The 21,581-nt window shown below is 62.9% G+C and carries 18 protein-coding genes; 4 read left to right on the plus strand and 14 right to left on the minus strand.

Translation table 11 applies throughout. The annotated features are described in order from the left end of the window. Window positions 1-17: 17 nt before the first annotated feature. Both L284_RS38155 and L284_RS38160 read left to right on the plus strand, forming a co-directional pair. Window positions 18-470: a nuclear transport factor 2 family protein gene (locus tag L284_RS38155; protein WP_021234641.1), complete on the plus strand. Its 453-nt coding sequence runs from the start codon at window positions 18-20 to the stop codon at window positions 468-470. After that, window positions 467-1,654: an MFS transporter gene (locus tag L284_RS38160; protein ID WP_021234642.1), complete on the plus strand. Its 1,188-nt coding sequence runs from the start codon at window positions 467-469 to the stop codon at window positions 1,652-1,654. Before L284_RS38155 ends, L284_RS38160 begins: the two co-directional genes overlap by 4 nt. Window positions 1,655-1,677: 23 nt before the next feature. On the opposite strand, the gene L284_RS38165 is transcribed toward L284_RS38160, so the two are convergent. The 11 genes from L284_RS38165 to L284_RS38215 all read right to left on the minus strand — a co-directional run bounded on the left by L284_RS38165 (window position 1,678) and on the right by L284_RS38215 (window position 12,008). Next, the gene (locus L284_RS38165) at window positions 1,678-2,064 is read right to left on the minus strand and encodes a PaaI family thioesterase (protein WP_021234643.1); all 387 of its coding nucleotides are present in this window, start codon (window positions 2,062-2,064) and stop codon (window positions 1,678-1,680) included. Continuing rightward, a complete protein-coding gene (locus tag L284_RS38170) occupies window positions 2,061-2,450 on the minus strand; it encodes a PaaI family thioesterase (protein ID WP_235054401.1) in 390 nt (129 codons plus the stop codon). The genes L284_RS38165 and L284_RS38170 overlap by 4 nt, the downstream gene beginning before the upstream one ends. A gap of 43 nt (window positions 2,451-2,493) precedes the next feature. Next, window positions 2,494-3,672: an acyl-CoA dehydrogenase family protein gene (locus L284_RS38175; protein WP_021234645.1), complete on the minus strand. Its 1,179-nt coding sequence runs from the start codon at window positions 3,670-3,672 to the stop codon at window positions 2,494-2,496. Beyond that, window positions 3,669-4,727: an acyl-CoA dehydrogenase family protein gene (locus L284_RS38180; RefSeq protein ID WP_021234646.1), complete on the minus strand. Its 1,059-nt coding sequence runs from the start codon at window positions 4,725-4,727 to the stop codon at window positions 3,669-3,671. Before L284_RS38180 ends, L284_RS38175 begins: the two co-directional genes overlap by 4 nt. A gap of 233 nt (window positions 4,728-4,960) precedes the next feature. Continuing rightward, window positions 4,961-5,437: an Lrp/AsnC family transcriptional regulator gene (locus tag L284_RS38185; protein ID WP_021234647.1), complete on the minus strand. Its 477-nt coding sequence runs from the start codon at window positions 5,435-5,437 to the stop codon at window positions 4,961-4,963. Then, window positions 5,434-5,901: an Lrp/AsnC family transcriptional regulator gene (locus tag L284_RS38190; protein ID WP_040713553.1), complete on the minus strand. Its 468-nt coding sequence runs from the start codon at window positions 5,899-5,901 to the stop codon at window positions 5,434-5,436. The genes L284_RS38185 and L284_RS38190 overlap by 4 nt, the downstream gene beginning before the upstream one ends. 108 nt (window positions 5,902-6,009) lie before the next feature. Beyond that, window positions 6,010-6,768: an SDR family NAD(P)-dependent oxidoreductase gene (locus tag L284_RS38195; RefSeq protein ID WP_021234649.1), complete on the minus strand. Its 759-nt coding sequence runs from the start codon at window positions 6,766-6,768 to the stop codon at window positions 6,010-6,012. A gap of 40 nt (window positions 6,769-6,808) precedes the next feature. Then, window positions 6,809-8,323: an amidase gene (locus tag L284_RS38200; RefSeq protein WP_021234650.1), complete on the minus strand. Its 1,515-nt coding sequence runs from the start codon at window positions 8,321-8,323 to the stop codon at window positions 6,809-6,811. Between the two features lie 32 nt (window positions 8,324-8,355). Next, window positions 8,356-9,444: a Rieske 2Fe-2S domain-containing protein gene (locus tag L284_RS38205; RefSeq protein WP_021234651.1), complete on the minus strand. Its 1,089-nt coding sequence runs from the start codon at window positions 9,442-9,444 to the stop codon at window positions 8,356-8,358. Window positions 9,445-9,458: 14 nt separating this feature from the next. Further along, window positions 9,459-10,331, minus strand: a complete 873-nt coding sequence (locus L284_RS38210; protein ID WP_021234652.1) for an amidohydrolase family protein — start codon at window positions 10,329-10,331, stop codon at window positions 9,459-9,461. Window positions 10,332-10,358: 27 nt separating this feature from the next. Continuing rightward, the gene (locus L284_RS38215) at window positions 10,359-12,008 is read right to left on the minus strand and encodes a class I adenylate-forming enzyme family protein (protein ID WP_021234653.1); all 1,650 of its coding nucleotides are present in this window, start codon (window positions 12,006-12,008) and stop codon (window positions 10,359-10,361) included. 518 nt (window positions 12,009-12,526) lie between these two features. Here L284_RS38215 and L284_RS38220 point away from each other — a divergent pair. Both L284_RS38220 and L284_RS38225 read left to right on the plus strand, forming a co-directional pair. Continuing rightward, window positions 12,527-13,300 (plus strand): SDR family NAD(P)-dependent oxidoreductase, encoded by a 774-nt coding sequence (locus tag L284_RS38220; protein ID WP_021234655.1) that lies wholly within the window; start codon window positions 12,527-12,529, stop codon window positions 13,298-13,300. A gap of 70 nt (window positions 13,301-13,370) precedes the next feature. Then, window positions 13,371-15,929, plus strand: a complete 2,559-nt coding sequence (locus L284_RS38225) for a TonB-dependent receptor (RefSeq protein WP_031342496.1) — start codon at window positions 13,371-13,373, stop codon at window positions 15,927-15,929. 73 nt (window positions 15,930-16,002) lie between these two features. Here the strand turns inward: L284_RS38225 and L284_RS38230 are convergent, their stop codons facing one another. From L284_RS38230 to L284_RS38240, 3 genes are all read right to left on the minus strand, one after another. Next, window positions 16,003-17,715 (minus strand): amidohydrolase, encoded by a 1,713-nt coding sequence (locus tag L284_RS38230; RefSeq protein WP_021234657.1) that lies wholly within the window; start codon window positions 17,713-17,715, stop codon window positions 16,003-16,005. Window positions 17,716-17,731: 16 nt separating this feature from the next. Then, window positions 17,732-19,843, minus strand: a complete 2,112-nt coding sequence (locus tag L284_RS38235) for a TonB-dependent receptor (RefSeq protein WP_235054410.1) — start codon at window positions 19,841-19,843, stop codon at window positions 17,732-17,734. 341 nt (window positions 19,844-20,184) lie between these two features. Next, window positions 20,185-21,581: amino acid permease (locus L284_RS38240; RefSeq protein WP_052018415.1), on the minus strand; the 1,397-nt coding region annotated here is incomplete at its 5' end.

Raw genomic sequence — 21,581 nt, forward strand, 5'->3', positions numbered from 1 at the left:
ACGAGAAGGATGTAGCGATGAGCGAGATACAGATATTGCTCGACGAGAGGGAGATCAGCAGAGGTCTTTCCCGCTTCGCGAGAGTTCTGGACCGGAAACAATGGGAAGAACTCTCCGACGTCTTCGCGCATGACCTCGCCTTCAACTACGGCATGGGCGAAGAAGTCGGCATTGCCGCGCTGGAACGCAACATGCGCCGCTATCTCGATCGGTGCGGCCCCACACAGCATTTGATCGGCAGCGTGGTCATCGATCTCGACGGCGATGCGGCCGTCAGCCGCGCCTATGTGCAAGCAAGGCACCAGCGGAACGACGATCCACTTGGCGCGATATTCGATTCTACCGGCGAATATCTCGATCACTGGCAACGGAACGCCGAAGGCTGGCGCATCGTTCGGCGCGATGCGGAATGGTTCCTGCACGCCGGCGATCCCGCCGTGATTTTCGCCGAAAGCGCGGGTCTCAGATGAAAGCGCCCACCACCCCCTCCTCCCCTCTGGGCCTCACTGGCCGCGCCGCGCTGATCGCCTTTGCGACGATGAGCGGCGCCGCCAACAGCACACTTTCTCCCATCCTGCCGCAGATCGAGCGCGAGTTCGGCGCGTCAAGCGGGCACGTTACCGTGACCATGATGCTGACCGTATTGGGCTTGGGCGTACTGATCGGATCGCCGCTGGGCGGCTGGCTCAGCGATCGCCTCGGCCATCGCCAGGTCATGTTCGTTTCCGCCGTTCTCTACGGCCTTGCCGGTTGCAGCATCCTGTTCGTGGGAACGTTGGAGCAGGCGATCCTCGGCCGCTTCGTCGTCGGCATCGCGCTGGGAGCGATGGGCGCGGCAGCCTTCTCGGTCATCGGCGATTACTGGGACGAGCCAGGGCGCAATTTCTGGTCTGGTATGATCCCCTCGGTCGGTGCACTGGCAGGTATGGCACTGTCGATCGTCGCAGGAATGCTGGCCGATACCGCTTGGCGATCCTCGTTTCTGATCTACGCGGTTGGGTTCGTAGCGGCGACCCTGGCACTGGCAGGCATTCCTGGAAAACCGGCTGCCGGGCGAGGGCGAGCGCATCCGATCACGGGTATTCCTGCAGGGGCGCTACCCTCCATTCTCGGCTTCGGGCTGATCGTAGGCAGCATCGCCACCGGAACTTCAGCCTATCTCCCGCACCGGCTAGTCGATCTCGGTGTGGTCAGCAGTTCAGGGCGCGCGATAGCCGCGCTGTCCGGGGCGGCAACCGTGGTGCTGACCGGATTCGCCTATGGCCGGATAAGGAGGCTGGTCTCGCTGGACCTGGCGTTCGTTTTCGGCGCGACGTGCAGCGCCTTCGGTCTGCTCATCATGGCCTATGCACCGACTGCCCCGATAGTGGCTTGCGGCATGGCCATTGAGGGCGTGGGCATCGGCGCGCTGATGCCCAGCCTTATGGTCTATGCCATCGGCCTGTCGGACGAGAACAATCGCGGCCGCGTTATCGGCTTGATGAAAGGAGCGATCTTCGGCGGCCCATTCCTGGTACAGTTCGCGCTCGACCCGATCCGCCTCCATGCCGGGGCCTCAGCCACCCTGGCAATCCTTTCCGCATCGGGCGGTCTGCTGGCATTGTGGTTCGCAGTCCGCTGGTTGGATCGCAAGACGCGAACCCAACCAGCCTGACCGGGACGACGCGGAGCTTTCGTTCAAGCTCCAGGCGGGCGCAGGATATGCATTCGGCCGGTGGCGATGGGGTTGTCCCGGTCGGTCTGCCAGCAGAAGGCATCCACATTCACTACCCTCTTGCCCAGTCGCACGATCCGCGCCTGGGCATAGCTTTCGACCATCAATCCGCCGCGCAGGAAGTCGATTGTAATGTTGATAGGCCGTGGGCGCTCTTCCTTCGCTTCGCCCTCACCGGCCAGCGCGGCAAGGCAGGCGAGTTCCAGCAGACTGCCGATCACGCCTCCATAAAGAAACCCCTGCCTCCCTTCCAAGGCCGGCGATGCGGGCATGGCGAGGCCGACATTACCGTCCGCGTCGGTCCATTCGCACACGCCCAGCAACTGCGCGTAGGGAGCCCGTTCGATCACGGTTCGCTCGTGAAGAAGAAGCTGGCGGCCGCGAAAGCGACCGGATTGGCAGGTTCGCCGTCATTCACTTCGCACCGGGTAAAGGCTACGCGGCGCGTCACCCGGTGGCAGGTGGCGCGGGCGTGGAGCGTGCATTCGGGGCGCGCCGCCCGCAAGTAGTCTACCCTCAGGTCCAGCGTCGCCATCGGCTCCCACCGCCGCGTGCGCGCGATGATCGCCGCCCCTGCTGCAGCATCGATCAGCGAGATGACCGGGCCGGAGGAGACGAGGCCGGAACCCGCATCTAGCAGGAACTCCGCAGAGAACGGACAGGCGAGTTCCGCCCAATCCGCCCCGGCTGCAACGTGATAGATACCCAGCAACGCATGGTGCCCGCGAGGGGGCATGGATTTCAGCCGCTCAAACGGATCCTCCGCCTCCATCGCCGCGTCAGGCCGTCCAGCGCGGTTCGCGCGGCAGACCGAGGCCGCGCTCGGCAATCAGATTGCGCTGGATCTGGTTGGTGCCACCGTAAATCGTGTCCGCCCGGCTGAACAGGAAGAGATTGGGCAGCGTATCCCATTCGTAATCCCGATGTGCCGTAACTTCGCCCGCCTGCCCGAGCACGTCCATGCCCAGTTCGCCAAGGTCACGGCGCCATGTCGCCCACTGGATCTTGTAGGTCAGCGCAGCGCCATCCATGCGTGAATGATCGGTGTTGGAAAGCATCCGCAGCGCGCCGTAACGCATCAGGCGCAGTCCGATCTCGGCCCGGGCGATGCGCTGGCGAATCAGCGGATCATTCGCCGCACCGTTCGCCTTGGCGGCGGCGACGATCTCGTCCAACTCGTTGCGGAAGCCCATCTGCTGACCCAGCGTAGAAACCCCGCGCTCGAACGCCAGTAGCCCCATCGCGATCTTCCAACCTTCTCCCACACCGCCGATATAGCTGTCCGCCGGGCAGCGGGCGTCGGTGAAGAAGGTCTCGTTGAATTCGGCATCGCCGTTGATCTGGCGGATGCCGCGAATCTCGATGCCGGGCTGGTCGATCGGCATCATCAGGAACGTCAGCCCACGCGGGCCCTGACTGCCCTCTTCTGTGCGCGTGACCACGAAGATCCAGTCCGAGATATGGGCTAGGCTGGTCCAGATCTTCTGGCCGTTGACCACCCATTCCCCATCTTCCAGCCGCCCCTTGGTACGCACACCCGCAAGGTCCGACCCGGCATTGGGCTCCGAAAAGCCTTGGCAGAAAATCGTCTCGCCCGCCGCGATGCCCGGCAGGAAGCGTTGCTTCTGCTCTTCGGTGCCGAACGTCAGTATCGTCGGCCCGGCGAGTTCGATGCCGATGTGGTTGACGCGGCCCGGCACCCCGGCGCGGGCATATTCCTCGGCAAAGATCACCTGCTCCGCCAGCGTGGCATTGCGGCCGCCCCATTGCTCCGGCCAACCGATGCAAGACCAGCGATGTGCAGCCAGCTGCTTTTCCCATTCCTTGCGACGTTCTGGACTGCCGGTCAGCTTGGTGATGCCCTTAATGTCGCGGAATTCGCCCGCCATCTGGCCGTTCAGCCAATCGGCGCATTCCTGGCGAAAATGCTCGTCCGCCTGCGAAAATCCAAGCTTCATGCCGCTTCTCCTAGGATCATCGTGGCAATCTTCTCACGGTGCCAGTCCCCCTTGCCCAGCAAGGTCTGGATCGATCGCGCGCGCTTGAAAAACAAGTGCGCGTCATGCTCCCAGGTGAAGCCGATGCCGCCGTGGAGCTGGATCATGTCCGCCGCGCAGCGGAAAGCGGTATCCGCGGCGAAGGACTTGGCGGCATGGAGTGCCAGCGGCGCTTCCTCGCTGCCCTCGTCCACCGCGCAGGCTGCCCAGTAGACGGCCGAGCGGGCCTGCTCGATCTCCACCATCATGTCGGCAAGGCGGTGCTTATAGGCCTGGAAGGAGCCGATCGGCCGGCCGAACTGCACACGCTCGCGTGCATAGTCCGCTGTACGCTCGAGACTGGCCTGCGCACCGCCCAAAGCCTCTGCAGCAAGTCCGACCAGCGCCGCGCGATTGGCCGCGGCCAGCCCTTCCGCCGGGGCGGCCAGAGCTTCTGTCGATGCGCCGTCGAAACGTACTTCGGCCAGAGGGCGCGTCTGATCCATGGTCATCTGCGGCGTGACGAAAACGCTCTCCGCATCGCGCCGCACTAGCCACGCACCGCTGCCGTCGGTCACCACGAAGAGTTCCGCCTGTGCGCCATGTGCAACGAAACCCGAACCGCCGGTGAGCTTCCCGTCACGGACTTCCAGCATGGCATCCTCAACGAAAGCGGCAATCGTCTCCCCGGACAGAAGCCCGGACAGCCAAGCCGTACGCTGTGCCGCGCTGCCACCTGCGGCAATTGCCTGCGCGGCCAACATCAGGCTGCCCAGCATCGGCAGCGCCGCCACATGCGCGCCCGCCGCCTCGGCCAAGATCGCCAGCTCGACAAGCCCAAGGCCCGCGCCGCCCGCCGATTCCGGAATCGCAATGCCGGAAAAGCCCAGTTCCACACAGAAATCGCGCCACAGGACGACGTCGATCCCATCGTGCTCCATTGCCGCACGAGTGCGTGCGCTGGTGGCATTTTCCGCGAAGAAGGCGCGCGCCGTCTCCGCAATCATCTGCTGCTCGTCGGTAAACGCGAATTCCATTTCAGCCCGCCTTCACGATCGCTGCGCCTGCACAGACCGTTCGGCGCAAGCCCCGGCGACATGCCGAGCCTTGCGGAACCGCCACCGACACGGCGCCCGCACCCCTCCCTTGTGCAATCGACCATGCGGCAAATTGCGTGATACAACTCACGCTATATTACGCACATTGCCTTTTCAAGCTGCAATTTGCGTATTTTCTAAATTCAAAATATCCGCGTTTACCGGGTAGGCGTTCAACGATTCGTCACCGCACTCACCCCGACAACGCCGTTTGTAAACTTCACCGTCTTCACTGCGATCGAAGTTTCGACATGTTGCACCCCGTCGACTGCCAGAATCTGGCGCACGGTCACTTCGTGCAGATCCTCGATTGCGCGATAGTAACAGGTGGTCATGATGTTGAACGGGCCAAGCATCGTCATGATTGAATGGATCGTTGGAATCTGGCGCAGTTCACGGGCGATCTGCTTGAACCGCGTCATATCCGCCTGGATCGAGACAAACGCAGTCCTGGTGCTGCGGTCCAACCGGGGGCTGATCAGCGCGGTGAAAGCGATCAGCCCTTCCTGTTGCAGCCGCTTCAACCGCAAGCGGATAGTGCCTTCGTTGACGCCCAGGTCGGCGGCAATGCTGCGGTTGGACACTCGCGCATCCTTGGACAGGATGGCAATGATGCGGTGATCGAGATCGTCGAGATCGGGGCGGTTCATTCCGCATCCTCCACCGAATCCAGACCGAACTTGATGATATCGAGCCCGATCGATTGTGTGATCGAACGGATGCCGGCGACTTTCGAGAACTTCCTGGTAACGAACTGCGAAAGGTCGTCGACATCAGGAAGCGCCAGCAGCACGCTCACTTCGTAGCGGCCAGTCACCAGATAGGCGGCGAAGACTTCCTCGAACTGCGCCAGTTCCTCGGCCACGTCACCCGGCGCGCGTCCGCTGACTTCGATGCCGATGTAGATCAGCACGTGATAGCCATGCACCGCGAAGTCCGAGACGGCGACCACTCGGAGCGTTCCGGATTCCTCCATGCGCCGCATCCGCGCGGAAACGGTGGTGGGAGCGATGTCCAGCGCCTTGGCGATCTGCTGGTGCGTGGCACGGCCATTACGCCGCAGCTGCTCCACGATCTTCAGGTCGGTGTCATCGAAGTCCGCCAGATCGTCCATGCCTTCGCCCGGTCCTTTCCCATCATTCCCGATCAGCGGGCGATCTTGCCAGCATGGAAAGGACAGGTCGATTCTCCGCATTGGGAAATCCCCGGGCTTGATCGGCGCTCAATCGCGTAGCAGCGAGCCGCCATTGACGTGCCAGAGCTGCCCGTTGACCCATTCCCCGTCGTCGGAGGCAAGGAACGCGACCGCAGCGGCAATATCATCCGGCTGGCCAAGGCGGCGGTGCGGGATCGCCTCCAGCATTCCGGCCACGTAGTCGTCGGTCAGGTGCTGAGCCACCGCCTCGGTCATCACCACGCCGGGGCAGATGCCGTTGGCGCGCACCCCCTGCTTGCCGAACTTGCGCGCGACATGGCGGACCAGCGCGTGGAGCGCGTTCTTGCTCATCGGATAGGCGACCTGCAGCGGATTGCCCGAAATCGCCGCGCCGGACGAAGTATAGATCATCGCCCCCCCGCCGCGTTCCAGCAGCACCGGCAGCGCCGCCTGGGTGGCGAGAAAATGGCTTTTCGCATTGATCGCGAAGGACCGGTCCAGCACCTCCTCCGTGCAGTTGAGCACGTCGATATCACCCTCCGTCCCGCCCGCGAGGTTGGAATGGTAGAAGTCCAGCCCGCCGAATTCCGCCAGAGCCGCCGCCACGATCGCGGCCTGAGAGGCGGCACTGGTGCCGTCCAACCGCATGCCGATGACCTTGCAGCCCGCCGCGCGCAAGGTCTGCGCGGTATCCAACGCCCATTCTTCGACGATATCGCCGATCACTACCGTAGCCCCCTCGGCCGCAAGGCGGCGCGCCGTTGCCGCACCGATGCCTCGCCCGCCGCCGGCAACGATGCCGACCTTGCTGCTCAATCCGCGCATTACTCGTACTCCTGAATTGTCTTTGGCCGGCCGAGGCCGGTCACACCTGCGGGCGCCGGTCCTTCCACGGCGCGGCCTGTTCCAGCTGCCCCGCAAGGCGCAGCAGTCCGGCTTCGTCGCCATAGCGGCCGACGAACATCACCCCGATCGGCAGTCCCGCCTTCGACATGCCCAGCGGCACCGACATGGCCGGTTGGCCGGTCATGTTCTCCACTTGCGTAAAGGGCGAGAACGCCGCCGCGCGCGCGCCCCATGCGGCAAAGTCGACACCCGGAGTCAGATTGATCTTGCCCAGTTCCAGCGGCGGCGCGGCCAGCGTGGGGGAAAGGATCATGTCGTAATCGGCCATGAACTGCGCCATCGTCAGAGCCGCCGCCTGCAGCGCATTGTTGGCCCGCACATAGTCCATGCCGGTGACGTGCTGGCCCATCTCGACGAAGGCCAGCGTGATCGGTTCCAGCACATCGGGGCCCACCGGAATGCCTGTGGCCTTGGCCCGGTCCAGCATGTCCGCCGCCACGGAAGAGGCGATCAGGGCGAAACCGGCCGCGCCAAGGGCAGCGACGTCCAGCTTCGGCGCCGCTTCGACGACCGTGTGGCCAAGGCTTTCGCACAGCCGCGCGGCAGCCAGCGCCGCGTCGCGGCACTCGGGATCGATCGGCGCGCGGGAAGGTGCATCCAGCATCAGCGCGATGCGCAGCTTGCCAGGTGCCTTGGTCACTTGCGCCAGGAACGTCTCATACGGGGTGGGCGCGGAATAGCGGCTACCGGGCTCTACGCCGTGCGTAACGTCCAAGATCGCGGCGGAATCGCGCACGCTACGCGTTACCGCGTGGTGGACCGAAAGGCCGCCCCACCCTTCCGTGCGCGGCGGGCCCATCGGCACCCGTCCGCGACTGGGCTTGAGGCCGAAAAGCCCGCAGCACGATGCCGGAATGCGGATCGATCCGCCGCCATCGGTGGCGTGCGCCGCCGGGATCACGCCCGATGCCACCGCAACCGCCGCCCCGCCCGACGAACCACCTGCGATATGCGCCAGGTTCCACGGATTGCGGGTAGCGCCGGTCACCTGGTTTTCGGTCGTGCCGGTCAGACCCAGTTCGGGCACCACGGTCTTGCCGAAGACGACGAAGCCCGCCTTCTCGATCCGGCGCACCAGTTCGGAGGTTACACCGGGGCGATAGTCCTTGAAGAACCGGCTGCCGTTCCCGGTCGGCAATCCGGCGATATAGGTATTCAGGTCCTTGAGCAGCCACGGCACGCCACGGAACGGCCCTTGGGGAAGGCCATTGTCAATCGCCGTGCGGCCATAGTCGTAATGCCGCTGCGCCATGAAGTGGAAACGCGGGTCGAGCGCCTCCGTCCGGCCAATCGCCGCTTCCAGCAGTTCAAGTGGCGAAACCTGACGCGTCCGGACAAGCTCCGCCAGCCCCAGCGCATCGTGCGTATCGAGCGGATGGCCAGCCCCGGTCGCGGCCTTCGGGGCCGCAAGGGCAGGTGCGGCGGCAAGCCCCCCGGCCGCCGCCGCACCTGCGATCATCGTGCGACGGGTCATCGACGTTCCTTCTCCCGGTATGTCCCCCATGTTCAATCCTGCTGTGCGTAGAAGCGGGAATAGAACTTGCGGAACTGCGGGATCGGACCGTCACCGTCGCAGATGATCGGAGAGCGCTCGAATTTCTGGCGGTCCCACACCACCTTGTCCTGATCGAACTGCTTGCAGATGTCGCGGATCAGGCCCTTGGCCAGCCGCCCCATCGGCCCTTCGGCCTGCGCCTTGGGCTGGGTGAAGCAGAAACGCGCATGGACGTGATCCTCGCTCACCGGCGTAAGACAGGCGATCATCAGCGTCTCGGAAATGCCGGTAAAGCGCGTCCAGCTCTGGCCCGGCCCCATCGTGTCATAGCTGATAAGGCCGTCCACCTCGCCCATCGGCGTGCCCATCTTCGCCTTCACGTCCGCACCGCGGCCCCATTCGCCCCAGCGCAGATCGCCCTGCGGCACATCGGCGGTGCCGTGGATGTACTTGAAGTGGGCGAAGTCCACGCCGTTTTCGGCCATGTTCTGCAGCGAACCCCAGACGTTCCATTCGTGAACCTCGTAATCGGTCCAGTCGGGATCGGTCGCCTCCGGCAGTGCCGCCACTTCCCACAGCGGATCGGCGTCCTCAGGGTGATACCAGACCCAAATCCAGCGGTTCACCTCCACCACGTGCCAGGTTCGCACGCACTTGCGCTTTACCTGCGGCGGGATCGCGCGGGCATAGGGAATCTCCTTCACCACGCCCTCGTTCCCGTCATAGCGCCAGGCGTGGAACGGGCATTCCAGCAGGTTGCCGTTGACCTTGCCGCCATGGCCCATGTGGGCGCCAAGGTGGCGGCAATAAGCATCGACCACGCGCACCTGCCCATCCTCGCCCCGCCACATCGCCAGATCCTTGGCGAAATAATGCAGCGGCTTCACCTCGCCCTTGGCAAGGTCGGCGGACAAGTCGATCGGATACCAGCCGAACGGGATCCCGTTGTTCAGGTTGCGCGCTTCTACCGAGGCGCGGCCTTTCACTTCGGCAAGGCGCCAGTCGGTCAGATCCCGACCGCGCAGCTTTTCAAGAATCTGCCACACGGCAACGGGCGGGGTGCGCGCATCGCTGGCGGCGCGCGGATCGGCTTCGGACATGGGTACCTCTCCGGTCATGACTTGAGATCGAAAACCCTGATCGCGTTTTCGCGCAGGAACTTGGGCCAGACGTGATCCTTGAACGGCACGTTCTCCATGTCGGAAAAGATGCGTTCCAAGCTGAGGCCCATCGGGAAATAGCCGGCGTAGAGAATCTTCTCCGCGCCGCGCGTATTGGCGTAATCGACGATCGCCTTGGGGTAGTGCTTGGGCGCGAAGGCGCTGGTGGAATAATAGAGGTTTGGCCACTTCAGCATCAGCTTCACGGCCAGCGCCTCCCACGGCTCCGCCCCGTGGCGCATGACGATCTTCAGGTCCGGGAAGAACCAGCAGACCTCGTCCAGATGCTCGACCTTCTGCGTTTCCATCGGGATGCGCGGGCCGGGAATGCCGACGTTGAGCAGCACCGGCAGGCCCAGTTCCTCTGCGCAGGCGTAGATCGGGAACATGTACTTGTGATTGATCGCCACTTGCGGCAGCGTTCCCGCAGGAAAGCAGCTGATCGCCGACAGGCCGACTTCGGCATGGATCCGCCGGATGCGCCGCACTTCCTCCATCCCGCGATTGGGATCGACCGGCAGGTCGAAGAAAAAGCGGTTCCCGAACATCTCCTTCGCACGGTAGGACGTGGCATTGTCGTTCCAGCCGACCAGCGCCCTGTCCACATTGTGGCGGTCCATCTGGGCGACGGTCCAACTCACGAAATCGTCCACATCGCCGGTCTGCGGAATGTCCTTGAACATGTACTGCGCGGGCATCGCGAACTGCTGGATCGTCTGCCGGTCCTTGATCAGCGGGCGGAACGGCGCGAACCATTCAGAGCGGTCTTCCGCCTCCGGAATGCCGAGCATGCAGTCGATAATGCCGATGTCACGGGGCATGCCCATGCAATGTTCTCCTGTCCGTTGTCGCTGTCAGCCTTGGGCGGCCAACTGCGGCCACAGCGCCCGCAGCGCGATCTTGTCGATTTTCTGGGAATGGTTGCGCGGCAGCGGCCCGGGCGAGAAAGCGACACGGGCCGGCGCCTTGTAGCGAGCCAGTCGCTCCGACACCCATTCGCGCACCGCCTCTTCGCCCAGCCCATCGGCCTGCACGACGGCGACGAGCAGTTCGCCAAGCCGGTCGTCGGCGATGCCGAACGTCGCGCATTCCTTGATTTGCGGCAGTTCGCTGAGTACACGTTCGACCTCGGCGCAATAGATGTTCTCACCGCCCGAAATGACCATGTCCTTCGAACGATCGACGATGGTGATGTAACCATCCTCGTCCTGAAAGCCGATGTCGCCCGTGCGCAGCCAGCCGTCCGCGGTCAGCGCGGCGGCGGTCTCTTCCGGGCGGTTCCAATAGCCGGTCATGATCATGGCGCTGCGCACCAGGATATCCCCGCTCTCGCCGCTTTTGCATTCGCTGCCGTCGGGGCGGAGGATACGCAGATCGACCAGAGGCAAGACGCGCCCGGCCGAAGCGCGCGAGCGCAGGAAATCCTCACCAACGGCCTGTGCGATGGCGCCCGAAGTCTCGGTCATGCCATAGCCCGTGCCCAGCAGCGAATGCGGGCAGAGGCGGCGCACTTCCTCCAGCAGATTGAGCGGCAGGGCCTGACCGCCCGAACCGATGTTGCGCAACGAAGAAAGATCGGCATCGGCCAGCCGAGCCTTGTGCACCATGTCCCACAGCATCGTCGGCACCGTGGAAAGCTGCGTCACCTGCTCCGCTGCGATCAGCCGCACTGCCTCCGCCGCATCCCAGCGCCGCATCGACACGATCTTCGCGCCCGAGAGCATCGGCGCCAGAAAGCCCGAGCCGAGCCCCGAAATATGGAACAGCGGATAGACCAGCAGGATCGCCTGCGGCGGCACTTGCGCCATGATCGTTTTTACCGGCACGCCGTATTGGCGGGCCATGCCATGGAGCACCATGGCCCCGGTCAGTTGCGTACCCAAAAGGCCCGTAATCAGGCTGCGGTGGGAAAGAACCGCGCCCTTGACGCGCCCGGTCGTTCCCGACGTGAACAGAATGGCGCAAGGATCGCCGGGCCCTGCCGGTACCAGTTCGTCCGGCTGCACGCCGGTATCCTCCAGCGGCTGCGTCAGGTCGATCAGCCGCCCTGCAAAGCCGCCCGAACGGATTGCGGCTGCGCGTTCGCCATCGGCGATCACCAGCGCAGGTGAAACATCGTCGATCATCGCGGCGAGTTCGGCGGGCGAGCCCCGGCTGTTCAGCACGACGGCCACGCCGCCGGCGCGCACCACCGCAAGGAACGCCACCATCCATTCCGCGCGATTACGCATGGAAATCGCGACACGGTCCCCGCGCACGATCCCGAGATGGCCGACAAGCCGGTCCCGCCATGCGAAGACTTCGGCATACGTCAGCCGCCGTTCGCCCTGCGGCCCGTCGAAATCGACGATCATCGTCGCGTCACCGAAGCGCCGCGCGGTTTCGAGCAACTGGGCGAGATCCGACGGTGCCTGCACGAAGATGCGCAGGCCGTCCCGCTCCCCGATCTCGAACGGAGAACCGGGCGCAGTGACTTGCGCAAAAACAGGATCGATACGGCTCATGCCCTGTCGCTCCCGAAGAACATGCCCGCGATTTTGAGCTGGCCACCGTGCTCCTGTAGCGACGCCACGCATCTGCCCAATACCGCAACGCGCACCCCGGCATGATGAGCCGTCCCTGTGCCTGACATTGCCTTCCTCTCGATTCTATCGTTCTCGTTATGCGCCGAGGATATGATGCCAATCGCGTATTACAAGACAAATTTTATTACGCGAAATTGTCCATCATGGAGATCGGACATCGATCGCGGAACGGGGCCGTATGCATCATCCAAGAATGTCAATTTTATCGAATCATAACCAGATTTTCCCTTGAACCCCTCGTGGCTTCGGCAGGCGCCTTGGCGAAGGACGGCAAAGCCTTCACGCTTCGCCCAATAGCATTAGTTCGTATTTTTTATGTTTACATTTTACGCGTTTTGAAGAATTCAATGACGCGACGAGCCAGCCGGAGGACACACCGCCCCATTACGACAAGGAGGCGGAACCGAGCGAAGGCCAATGGGAAGGACAAGAAAGGCATGCACCGCGATCTAGAAGGACGGGTGGCAATCGTGACCGGCGGCAGCGACGGAATCGGGCTCGCAACTGCGGTGCTGCTGGCGCGCCGCGGCGCCCGCGTGACGATCTGCGGTCGCCGACGTGAAAGACTCAAACTGGCGAAGGCCGCCATCGAGGCAGAAGGCGGCGTGGCCGAGGCCATGCGCCTCGACGTGTCTGATTTTGATGGGCTTACCGCGATGATCGCCGATATCGGGCGACGCCATGGCAGGCTCGACATGCTGGTCAACAATGCGATGTCGACGCACTACGCACCTATCGAGCGTCTGACCGTCGACCAATGGCGCAAGGACTTCACCGTCAATGCCGATGCTGCGTTCGTCGCCACCAGGGCTACGATGCGGATCATGGCGCAAGGCGGCGGCGGATCGATCGTCAATGTCGCCTCTACCTGCGGCATTCGCGCCGCGGCCAACATGGCGAGCTACTCGGCATCCAAGGCCGCGCTCATCCACTTCAGCGCGGTCGCAGCCATGGAAGGTGCTCCGCAAGGCATTCGCGTGAATGCGGTGGTGCCTGGTCAGGTCCAGACCGCCGGAACCGAGGAGTTCGCCGTCCGTGCTCCGCAGATCGCCGCGCGCACTGCCGAAGCGATCCCGATGAAACGCGGTGGCAGCCCCGAGGAGCTGGCACGCGCCATCGTTTTCCTGCTCTCGGACGAGGCCAGCTACGTGACCGGCGTGGCCCTCCCGGTCGACGGCGGCAAGGCAGCACAACTCTACATGCCGTCCTGAACGGCAGCGGAAAGTTCGTACAGACAAGGCTGATACCCACAAAAACAAGACAATCGATGGGAGACAAGAGATGCCGAAACGCCACGCAAGAACCGCATTTCGCTTGCTGATCGGGGCCAGCACGCTCGCCTTCGCCGGACAGGCCTTGGCGCAGGAGACAGGCGCTCCACAGCAGACCGGCCAGCAGACTACCGGCCTCAACGAAATCGTCGTCACCGCGCAGAAGCGCTCCGAAAACCTGCAGGACGTACCGATCGCCATCAGCGCCATCGGGGCCGACAAGCTTGAGCAACTGCGCGTACAGGATTCACGCGATATCAGCGGTCTCGCCCCCAACGTCACGATTGTGCAGGGCACCACTAGCAACTCGGCCGCCGTGTTCTCGATGCGCGGCATCTCCAATGGCGGCAGCGAAAGCTTCGGCGTCGATGCGGCGAACGGGCTTTATGTCGACGGCGTCTACATCGCCCGTTCCGGCGCAATGGGGCTCGACGTCATGGACATCCAGCGCGTCGAGGTTCTGCGCGGGCCCCAGGGCACGCTGTTCGGGCGCAACACCACCGGCGGCGCGATCCATTTCATCTCGCGCCAGCCCTCGGAAACCTTCCGCCTCAAGGCCGAGGCCGGCTACGGCAACTTCGATGCCTGGAACGGCAAGATCATCCTCGATCCGGGTGAGATCGCCGGGATCGCCACCAGCTTTTCCTACAGCCACTCGCAGCGCGACGGCGTGATCGACAACATCCTCCAGCCCAAGAATTCCAAGGACCCCGGCGCCCGCAACTCCGACGCACTGCGCGCCGCCGCGCGCATGGAATTGGGCGGAACCGGTAGCATCCAGTACATCTTCGACTGGACCCGCATCGACGGCAGCCCGCAAGCCTTCCAGCTCACCAACGTGGCCGACGGCACCTACAACCCGCCGGTGGACGTGAACGGCCAGTCGGTGGTGGTGGTCCAGCAGGCCCCGGTCGCGCAATATCTGGCCGCCGCCACATTCGCCGATCCCGAATGCGCGGCACTGGCAGAGCCCCGACGCAAGTATCGCAGCAAAGTCTGCAACAACGTGCTCGGCACGGCGACCGACAAGACCTGGGGCCATAACCTGCAGGTCCAGAACGACTTTGGTGCATTCAAGGTGAAGTCCACCACCGGTTATCGCTTCTGGCACAGCTATGCTCTGGCCGATCTCGACGGCATCGGCCAGATCACCGGCCCGGCCTATACCGGCGGCTCCCTGTTCAACGGCATGCCGGCATCTCTGCTGCAATACATTCCCTCGATCCCCGCCGCCGCCCGCCCCTTTATCGCCGCAGCCCGCGTACCGACGACCACGCAGGACCTCTTTTCCAGCGAGAATACCCGCCGCCACAAGCAGCTTAGCGAGGAAATCGAAGTTTCCGGTGATACCGACACGCTCGACTGGGTCGTCGGCGGGTTCTATTTCTGGGAGAAAGGCTCGGAAGACGGCTACCAGAACAGCGGCTACGTGCTCGACACCAACTCCATCTTCCTGTCCAATTTCGGCGCTCTGGGTCCGGCTTTCGTCGCTGCCAATCCCGCGCAGTACCGCCTCGTCACGACGATCGCCAGGCTTGCTTATACCGCGCAGAGCGAAAGCAAGGCGCTCTACGGCCAGTTCACCTTCTATCCGGGCGGGCGCGACAGCGGCATCCGGCTGACGGCGGGCGGGCGTTATACCTGGGACGAGAAGAAGATGATCCGGTTCCAGAACGGCGCGGCGCCGCTTGCCACGCCCGAGACGGGTGACGCGAAGTTCAGCAAGTTCACCTGGAACCTGATGGCAGGCTATGACGTCGCCCACGGCATCAATCTCTATGCCCGCGCGGCCACCGGCTACCGATCGGGCGGCTTCAACTCGCAAGATCCGGTGATCACCGGCACCACCCTGCTGCCGCACTTCGAGCCGGAAACCGTGACGTCCTACGAAGTGGGCGTGAAGACCGAGCTGTTCAATCGCCACTTGCGGCTCAACCTTGCCGCCTATCACAACATCTACAAGAACCTGGCGGTGAACATCCCGCGCACCGACGCTCCGATCGGCACCTATGCCACGCGCATCGGCAATGCCGGCAAGGTGATCTACAGCGGTTTCGAGATCGAGACCCAGGCGATCCTGACCGAGAACTTCTCGGTCGACGGCAATCTTGGTTACGTCGATATCAAGTACAAAGAGTTCCTTGCCGGTCAATCAACCACATCGGGTGCCGACCCGATCAATATCGCCTCTATCGTGACCCCGGGCTATACTTCACCGCTCACCGCCAATGCTGCCTTCAATGCCCAATTCCCGCTGAACTGGGGCAATGCCGCCATCAAGGCCCGGATCGGCTATACCCACGAAGACGGTAAATACAGCTTCACCAGCGTAACCTCGACCCCGTTCAACGAAGCGATCAAGGGCAGCGACCGCGACCTGATCGACGCACAGCTCGGCATCGAGCAATTGCCGCTTGGCGGCGGCGAGGCGAGCTTGCGGCTCTGGGTGAAGAACCTGACCAACGCCAAGGACCTTTATCGCGGTATCGATTTCGGCCAGCTCGGTTACGCTGGCGGCTATTATGCTGATCCGCGCACATATGGCCTGACGTTCTCGGTGTCCTATTGAGTGTAATCCGGGCTGGTACAGGGAATTGTACCAGCCCTGGCCGGGCGCGGAAATTCCCCGCACGATGCGACCTTCAGGGCGGCCCGAAGATGTAATGGCCATCCTTAATGGTCCCCATCACTTTCACCTTGAGCAGATCTTCGGGCGGCACGGTCAGCGGATTGCTATCGAGGATCACAAGATCCGCTACTTTGCCCGGCTCTAACGTGCCCTTGGCTGCTTCTTCATGGATTTCGTAAGCGGCATTGCGCGTCACCTCCATCAGCGCTTCGTAAGGCGTTACCCGCTGCTCCGGGCCGAGGATGTCGTTCGAACGTGTGCGGCGCGTCGCCGCCGACCAAATCAGGCGGATCATGTCGGGCGGCACGATTGGGGAATCGTTGTGAATCGAGGGCTTCAGACCGACGTCGAAGGCATCGCGCTGCGGTGAAATACGGTCGGCGCGGGATGGCCCGAGCGTCACTTCGCGATGCCAGTCGCCCCAGTAATAAGTGTGCGAGGCAAAGAAAGTCGGCTCGATATCAAGCGTCTTCATTGCCTTGAGTTCATCCAGCGTCGCCGTTTGCGAGTGGATGGCGATTGTCCGCTGCATGGGCCTCCCACTCTGCTGGCCCACCACGCGAACGGCGTCGATCAACTGCTGGATTGCAGCATCGCCGTTGACATGGATATAGGCCTGCCAGCCATGCTCGTCCGCCTTGGCAAGCATCGCGCGCAGCACTTCTTCCTTCAGCTGCGGATAACCAGCATAGTCCGCCCCCTTACCTTCGGGCGGCACGTGATAAGGATGGCTCAGCCATGCCGTGCGGCCTTGCGGCGAGCCGTCGGCGATGATCTTCACCCCGGCGGCGCGCAAGTGATCGACGTAAGGCGCGTTGAAGGGGATCGCATCGAATCCTTCCCATGGCTGGTTGAGCAACGGCAGCGCATGAACGTCGAGGAACAGGGCCTTGCGCCGGGCGGCGGCCTGCAGCAGATCCCACGCCGCGTGCATGGTCGCCCCGTCCTGCGCAGTGGTGAGGCCATAGCTCGCATAGACATGCTGCGCCTTAGTCAGCTGCTCCAGCTGATGGTCGAGCGTAGGCTGCGGCATCAGCCCGTAGAGCTTGAACAGCGCGCCTTCCTCGATCACGCCCGAGGCGGTCTTGCCGTCCGCTTCCCGGCGGATGACGCCGCCCGGCGGGTCCTTGTCCGGATGGAGAAGTCCGGCCAGTTCCAGCGCTTTGGTGTTGGCGGCGGCCAGATGCCCCGAGGCATGCATGATGAGGATCGGCCGATCCGCCAATACCGCGTCCAGTTCCTGACGGGTGGGATGGCGCTTTTCGGCCAGTTCCGCATCGTCATAGCCGGAGCCGATGATCCAGCCTTGCGGATGCACCATGATATAGGCGCGCAAAGTCTCCTGAAGCCCGGCGATGCTCGACACCCCGCCCACTGGCGGCGGCGATAATGCTGCCAGATCCGCCTGCTGGGCCAGCATGGTGATATGACCATGCGCGTCGATGAAGCCCGGCAGCAGGGTTCGGCCGGCAAGGTCGACCACCTGGGTCGCCTTGCCTTTCAGCTTCTCGACCTCGGCATCGCTGCCAACGGCCAGGATCTTACCATCCTTGACCGCCAGCGCACTGGCTTTAGCATCGGGCGCGGTCATCGGAATGACCGTGCCGTGCAGGAGAACCATATCCGCCACCGGGCGCGGCGCGGCCAGTGTCGTACCGCACGCCAGCAGTGCCAGCGGCAGGGCTGCCGTGCTCCGGATCGCCATCCACTTGGTCTTGCCGTTCATACGAGTGGCTCTTTCATCAGAAGTTGTAGTGGAAAGTGGCGCCGATGGTGCGCGGCTGGCCATACATGATTGCGCGATTGCTGAGCAGCGCCGTCATATTGGCGAACTTTATGTAATCCTTGTCGAACAGGTTCTTCGACCAGACCGACACGGACCAGTCGCCCCCCTGCTTTGCCAGCGTCAGATTGGCATCGGCAAGGTCGTAGCCTGCCATCGAATAAGCTTGCCGATAGAGCGGGTTCACAACCTTAGGGTCGAAGTTCTGCGAAGATACGATGCTGTAGCCAAAATGTCCGGTGAGCTTCAGGTCGGCAATGCCCAGCGCGGTTGTATAGCTCGCTGAGAGATAGGCCTTGTGCCTAGGCGCATAGGGTGCCTGTGCGCCATCGGCATCGAGCAGTACACCGTTGTAGATGCCGCCTCCGCCCGGATAACTCGTGAATTCGCTAAGATTGTAAGTGTAGTTGCCCGAGAGCGTAAGGCCGGTGACCGGCACCAGCGTAGCGTCCACCTCCACGCCCTTCGATACCAGCTTGCCAGCATTGTTGAGGCTGGTGGTCAGGCGCGTGGCACCGGCGAACTGCGTCTCCACGAACGTGAAGACCTGATAGTCGTCGAACTTCTGATAGAATCCGGTCACGTTGAGCCGGGCGCGGCGGCCGAAGAACTGGCTTTTGAGGCCGAGTTCGTAGCTAACCACGGTTTCTGGCTTAAAGCCGATCCCAGCGGCAAACGTTGTCGCCGAAGTGCCTTCGGTGTTGAAACCGCCGCTCTTGAAGCCCTTGCCCACGGCGCCGAACACCAGCACGTCGTTCGACAGATGCAGGTTCACGCCGCCCTTGGGGGTGAAGAAGGTGTCCCCCATCTTCTGGGAATAACCGTCCAGTGGCGTGGTGAAGATCCCGTAGGGATCGAAGGTCGTGAGGTTGTCGAGCGTCTTCTTTTCATACGTAAGGCGCCCCCCCACGAAGAGTTCGATTACGTCGTTGATGCGGTAATTGGCATTGAGGAAGCCTGCGTAGGACTTCGTCGTCACCGAGGCATGGGACGGCATGTCGAGCCCGGCATAGAGCGAATAGGGATAGCCGAAATAGGCAAGCCCCGCGCCATAGGAGGACACCGTGCGATCGACGTTGCGGCCCCAGAAGTAATAGAGCCCGGCAACGAAATCGAAGTGCTCGCCCACCGGCGAGGCGATGCGCAGTTCTTGCGAGAACTGGTCCGTGCTCGGTTTGAAGTGGACCGTCAGGTAGGGCACCGTTCCGGTCTCGTTGTTGAAGTCGATATCCTGCTTGCCCGAACGGAATGCGGTGATCGAGGTCAAGGCGTAGCCGCCGCCAAGCTCCACTTCGCCGGTTACCGAAACGCCGCCCATCTTCCGTCTGGCTTGGTCGTCGTAATAGGAATTGAAGTGATAGGGATCGGTCCCCGGCGTCGGCACGTAGGTATAGTGGAGCGTGGAATTATTATCCTCCACATAGTCCGCCGCAATGGTGACGCGCACGCCCGCCGCCGGTTCGACCAGCAGCTGCGCGCGCAAGGCATCGGAATTCACGCCCTGATTACGGGTTCCCAGATAGTCGTTGTGGTAATAGCCCTTGTCCTCAAGGTGAGTCGCGGAAAGCTGCAAAGCGGCATCGGCTCCCAGCGGCACGTTGACGCGGCCTGCGACCTTCCAGTGGCCGAAGTTGCCATACTCACCCTCGAACTCGCCGTTGGCGCCGTGCGAAGGCTGGCGGGTGGTGATGCTGAGCGCACCGGCATCGGTGTTCTTGCCGAACAGCGTGCCTTGGGGACCACGCAGCACATCAACTTGCTGGATGCCCAGCAGCGTCTGGTTCATCATCCACGAACGGCTGAGATAGACCCCGTCGATATAGAGGCCGACACGGGAATCGTAGCCCGCATTGCGCGAGTAATCGATCACCCCGCGAATGCCCGCACGCCCCTGCTCGCTGCCGTCGCCGAACGTGAGCGAAGGCGCGGCGATCTCGATATCCTGAAGCTTGGAGGCGTTGATCTCGGCGAGCGTCGCAGCACCGAAGCTCTGGATCGAGATCGGCACTTTCTGTGCACTCTCGGTACGCTTCTGGGCGGTTACGGTAATCTCACCAATGCTGTCCTGCACGGCCTCGTCAGAAGCGGGTGCCTCTGCGGCCACAGCCGGAAATGCAAGCGCCGAAGCACCCAGGAACGCCGCCATCCTCAAGGAAGGGCGAACCGACTTTCTCGTGAAACAATTCATTGCCATCACCCCCATTGATAGTCTCTGGAGGCATCCTCACCCGGAGGTCCGGCATCCCCGCCGACCCGTTCGTTGTGGGTCGATAATGCCGCACCACAGAACAAAGTCTTGGTCCAGTCGGCTACGAACGATAGTGCCAGAATTCGATTAAATCCAATAAATCCAATATGATTAGACATACGATCACTCTTGAAATTTGTTTCAGCGTAAAATGAGCAAAAGGGCTATACAGGCAGCGGTTGTCGCCTGCGGATCAGACCGTAGCCGCACGAGATGATCGCCAGGCTTCCCGCTCCCATCAGGAGCGGCAGCTGCTGATCGGGAATGAACGCCATCGCGGCCAGGATCGCGAGCATCCCTGCAATCGCCACGTAAGTCAGCCAAGGGAACAGCCACATCCGCACGACAAGTCGCTCGGGGTTTTCAGCCTCCAGCCGCCGACGCAGGCGCAATTGCGAGAAGGCAACCAGCAGATAGACGAAGAGCGCAACCGTCCCATAGGAATTGACCAGAAACGCGAAGACCGTGTCCGGCGAAACATAGGACATGAACACCGCGACGAAGCCGAAGCCGCTCCCCGCCAGCGTCGCCGCCACCGGCACGCCGTTCCCGCTCACCCGCGCCAGAAGTGCCGGGGCATGGCCGTTGCGGGTCAGCGCGAAGAGCATGCGCGAGGAGGCATAGAGCCCGGAATTGAGCGCGGAGAGCACGGCCGTCAGGATGATCGCATTCATGATCTGCGCCGCCGCAGGGATTTTCATGGCGGAAAGGGCGCTGACATAAGGCGTGACGATCGTCGCCGAGTTCCACGGGATGATCGCCACGACCAGCACGATGGAGCCGACATAGAACAGTAGCACCCGGCTGATCACTGAATTGGTCGCCTTGGCAACCGCACGGGCCGGCTCGTCGGCTTCAGCGGCCGCGATGGTGACAATCTCAGCGCCGAAGTAAAACCCGGTCGCAGCCACCGCGCCGGTCAGCACCGGCAAGATGCCGTTCGGTGCAAAACCGCCATGTCCGGTCAAATTGGCCAGTCCCGGCCCCGGCGTGAACCACATGCCCGCAACGAACAGTCCGCCCAGCACCAGAAAGACGACAATAGCGGCCACCTTGATCGAGGCGAACCAGAACTCGAACTCGCCATACGAGCGGACCGAGAACAGGTTGCTCACGGTCAGGGCCAGCATCAGCGTCAGAGCCAGCAGCCATTGCGGCACTTCGGGCAGCCAGAAGCGGATGAGGTCCGCCCCCGCGATCGCCTCCAGCGCGACGACGATGACCCAGAAATACCAGTACATCCAGCCGGTCAGGAAACCCGCCATGTCGCCCAACGCGATCCGCGCATATTCGTAGAACGAACCGATCGTCGGCATCGCCGTCGCCAGTTCGCCCAGCATGCGCATGACCAGAATGACCAGTAGCCCGGTCAGCAGAAACGAAATGCTGGCCGCCGGCCCGGCCGACTGGATCACTACCCGGCTACCAACGAACAGCCCCGCTCCGATCACGCCCCCCAGCGCGATCATCGTCATGTGCCTTTGCTTGAGCGTGTGGCGCAGGTCGGGCTGCGCCTCCAGAACAGGTACATCGTGTATCAAGGCAACCCCCATCTGCGCGG

Source organism: Novosphingobium lindaniclasticum LE124 (assembly GCF_000445125.1).
Classification (GTDB): domain Bacteria; phylum Pseudomonadota; class Alphaproteobacteria; order Sphingomonadales; family Sphingomonadaceae; genus Novosphingobium; species Novosphingobium lindaniclasticum.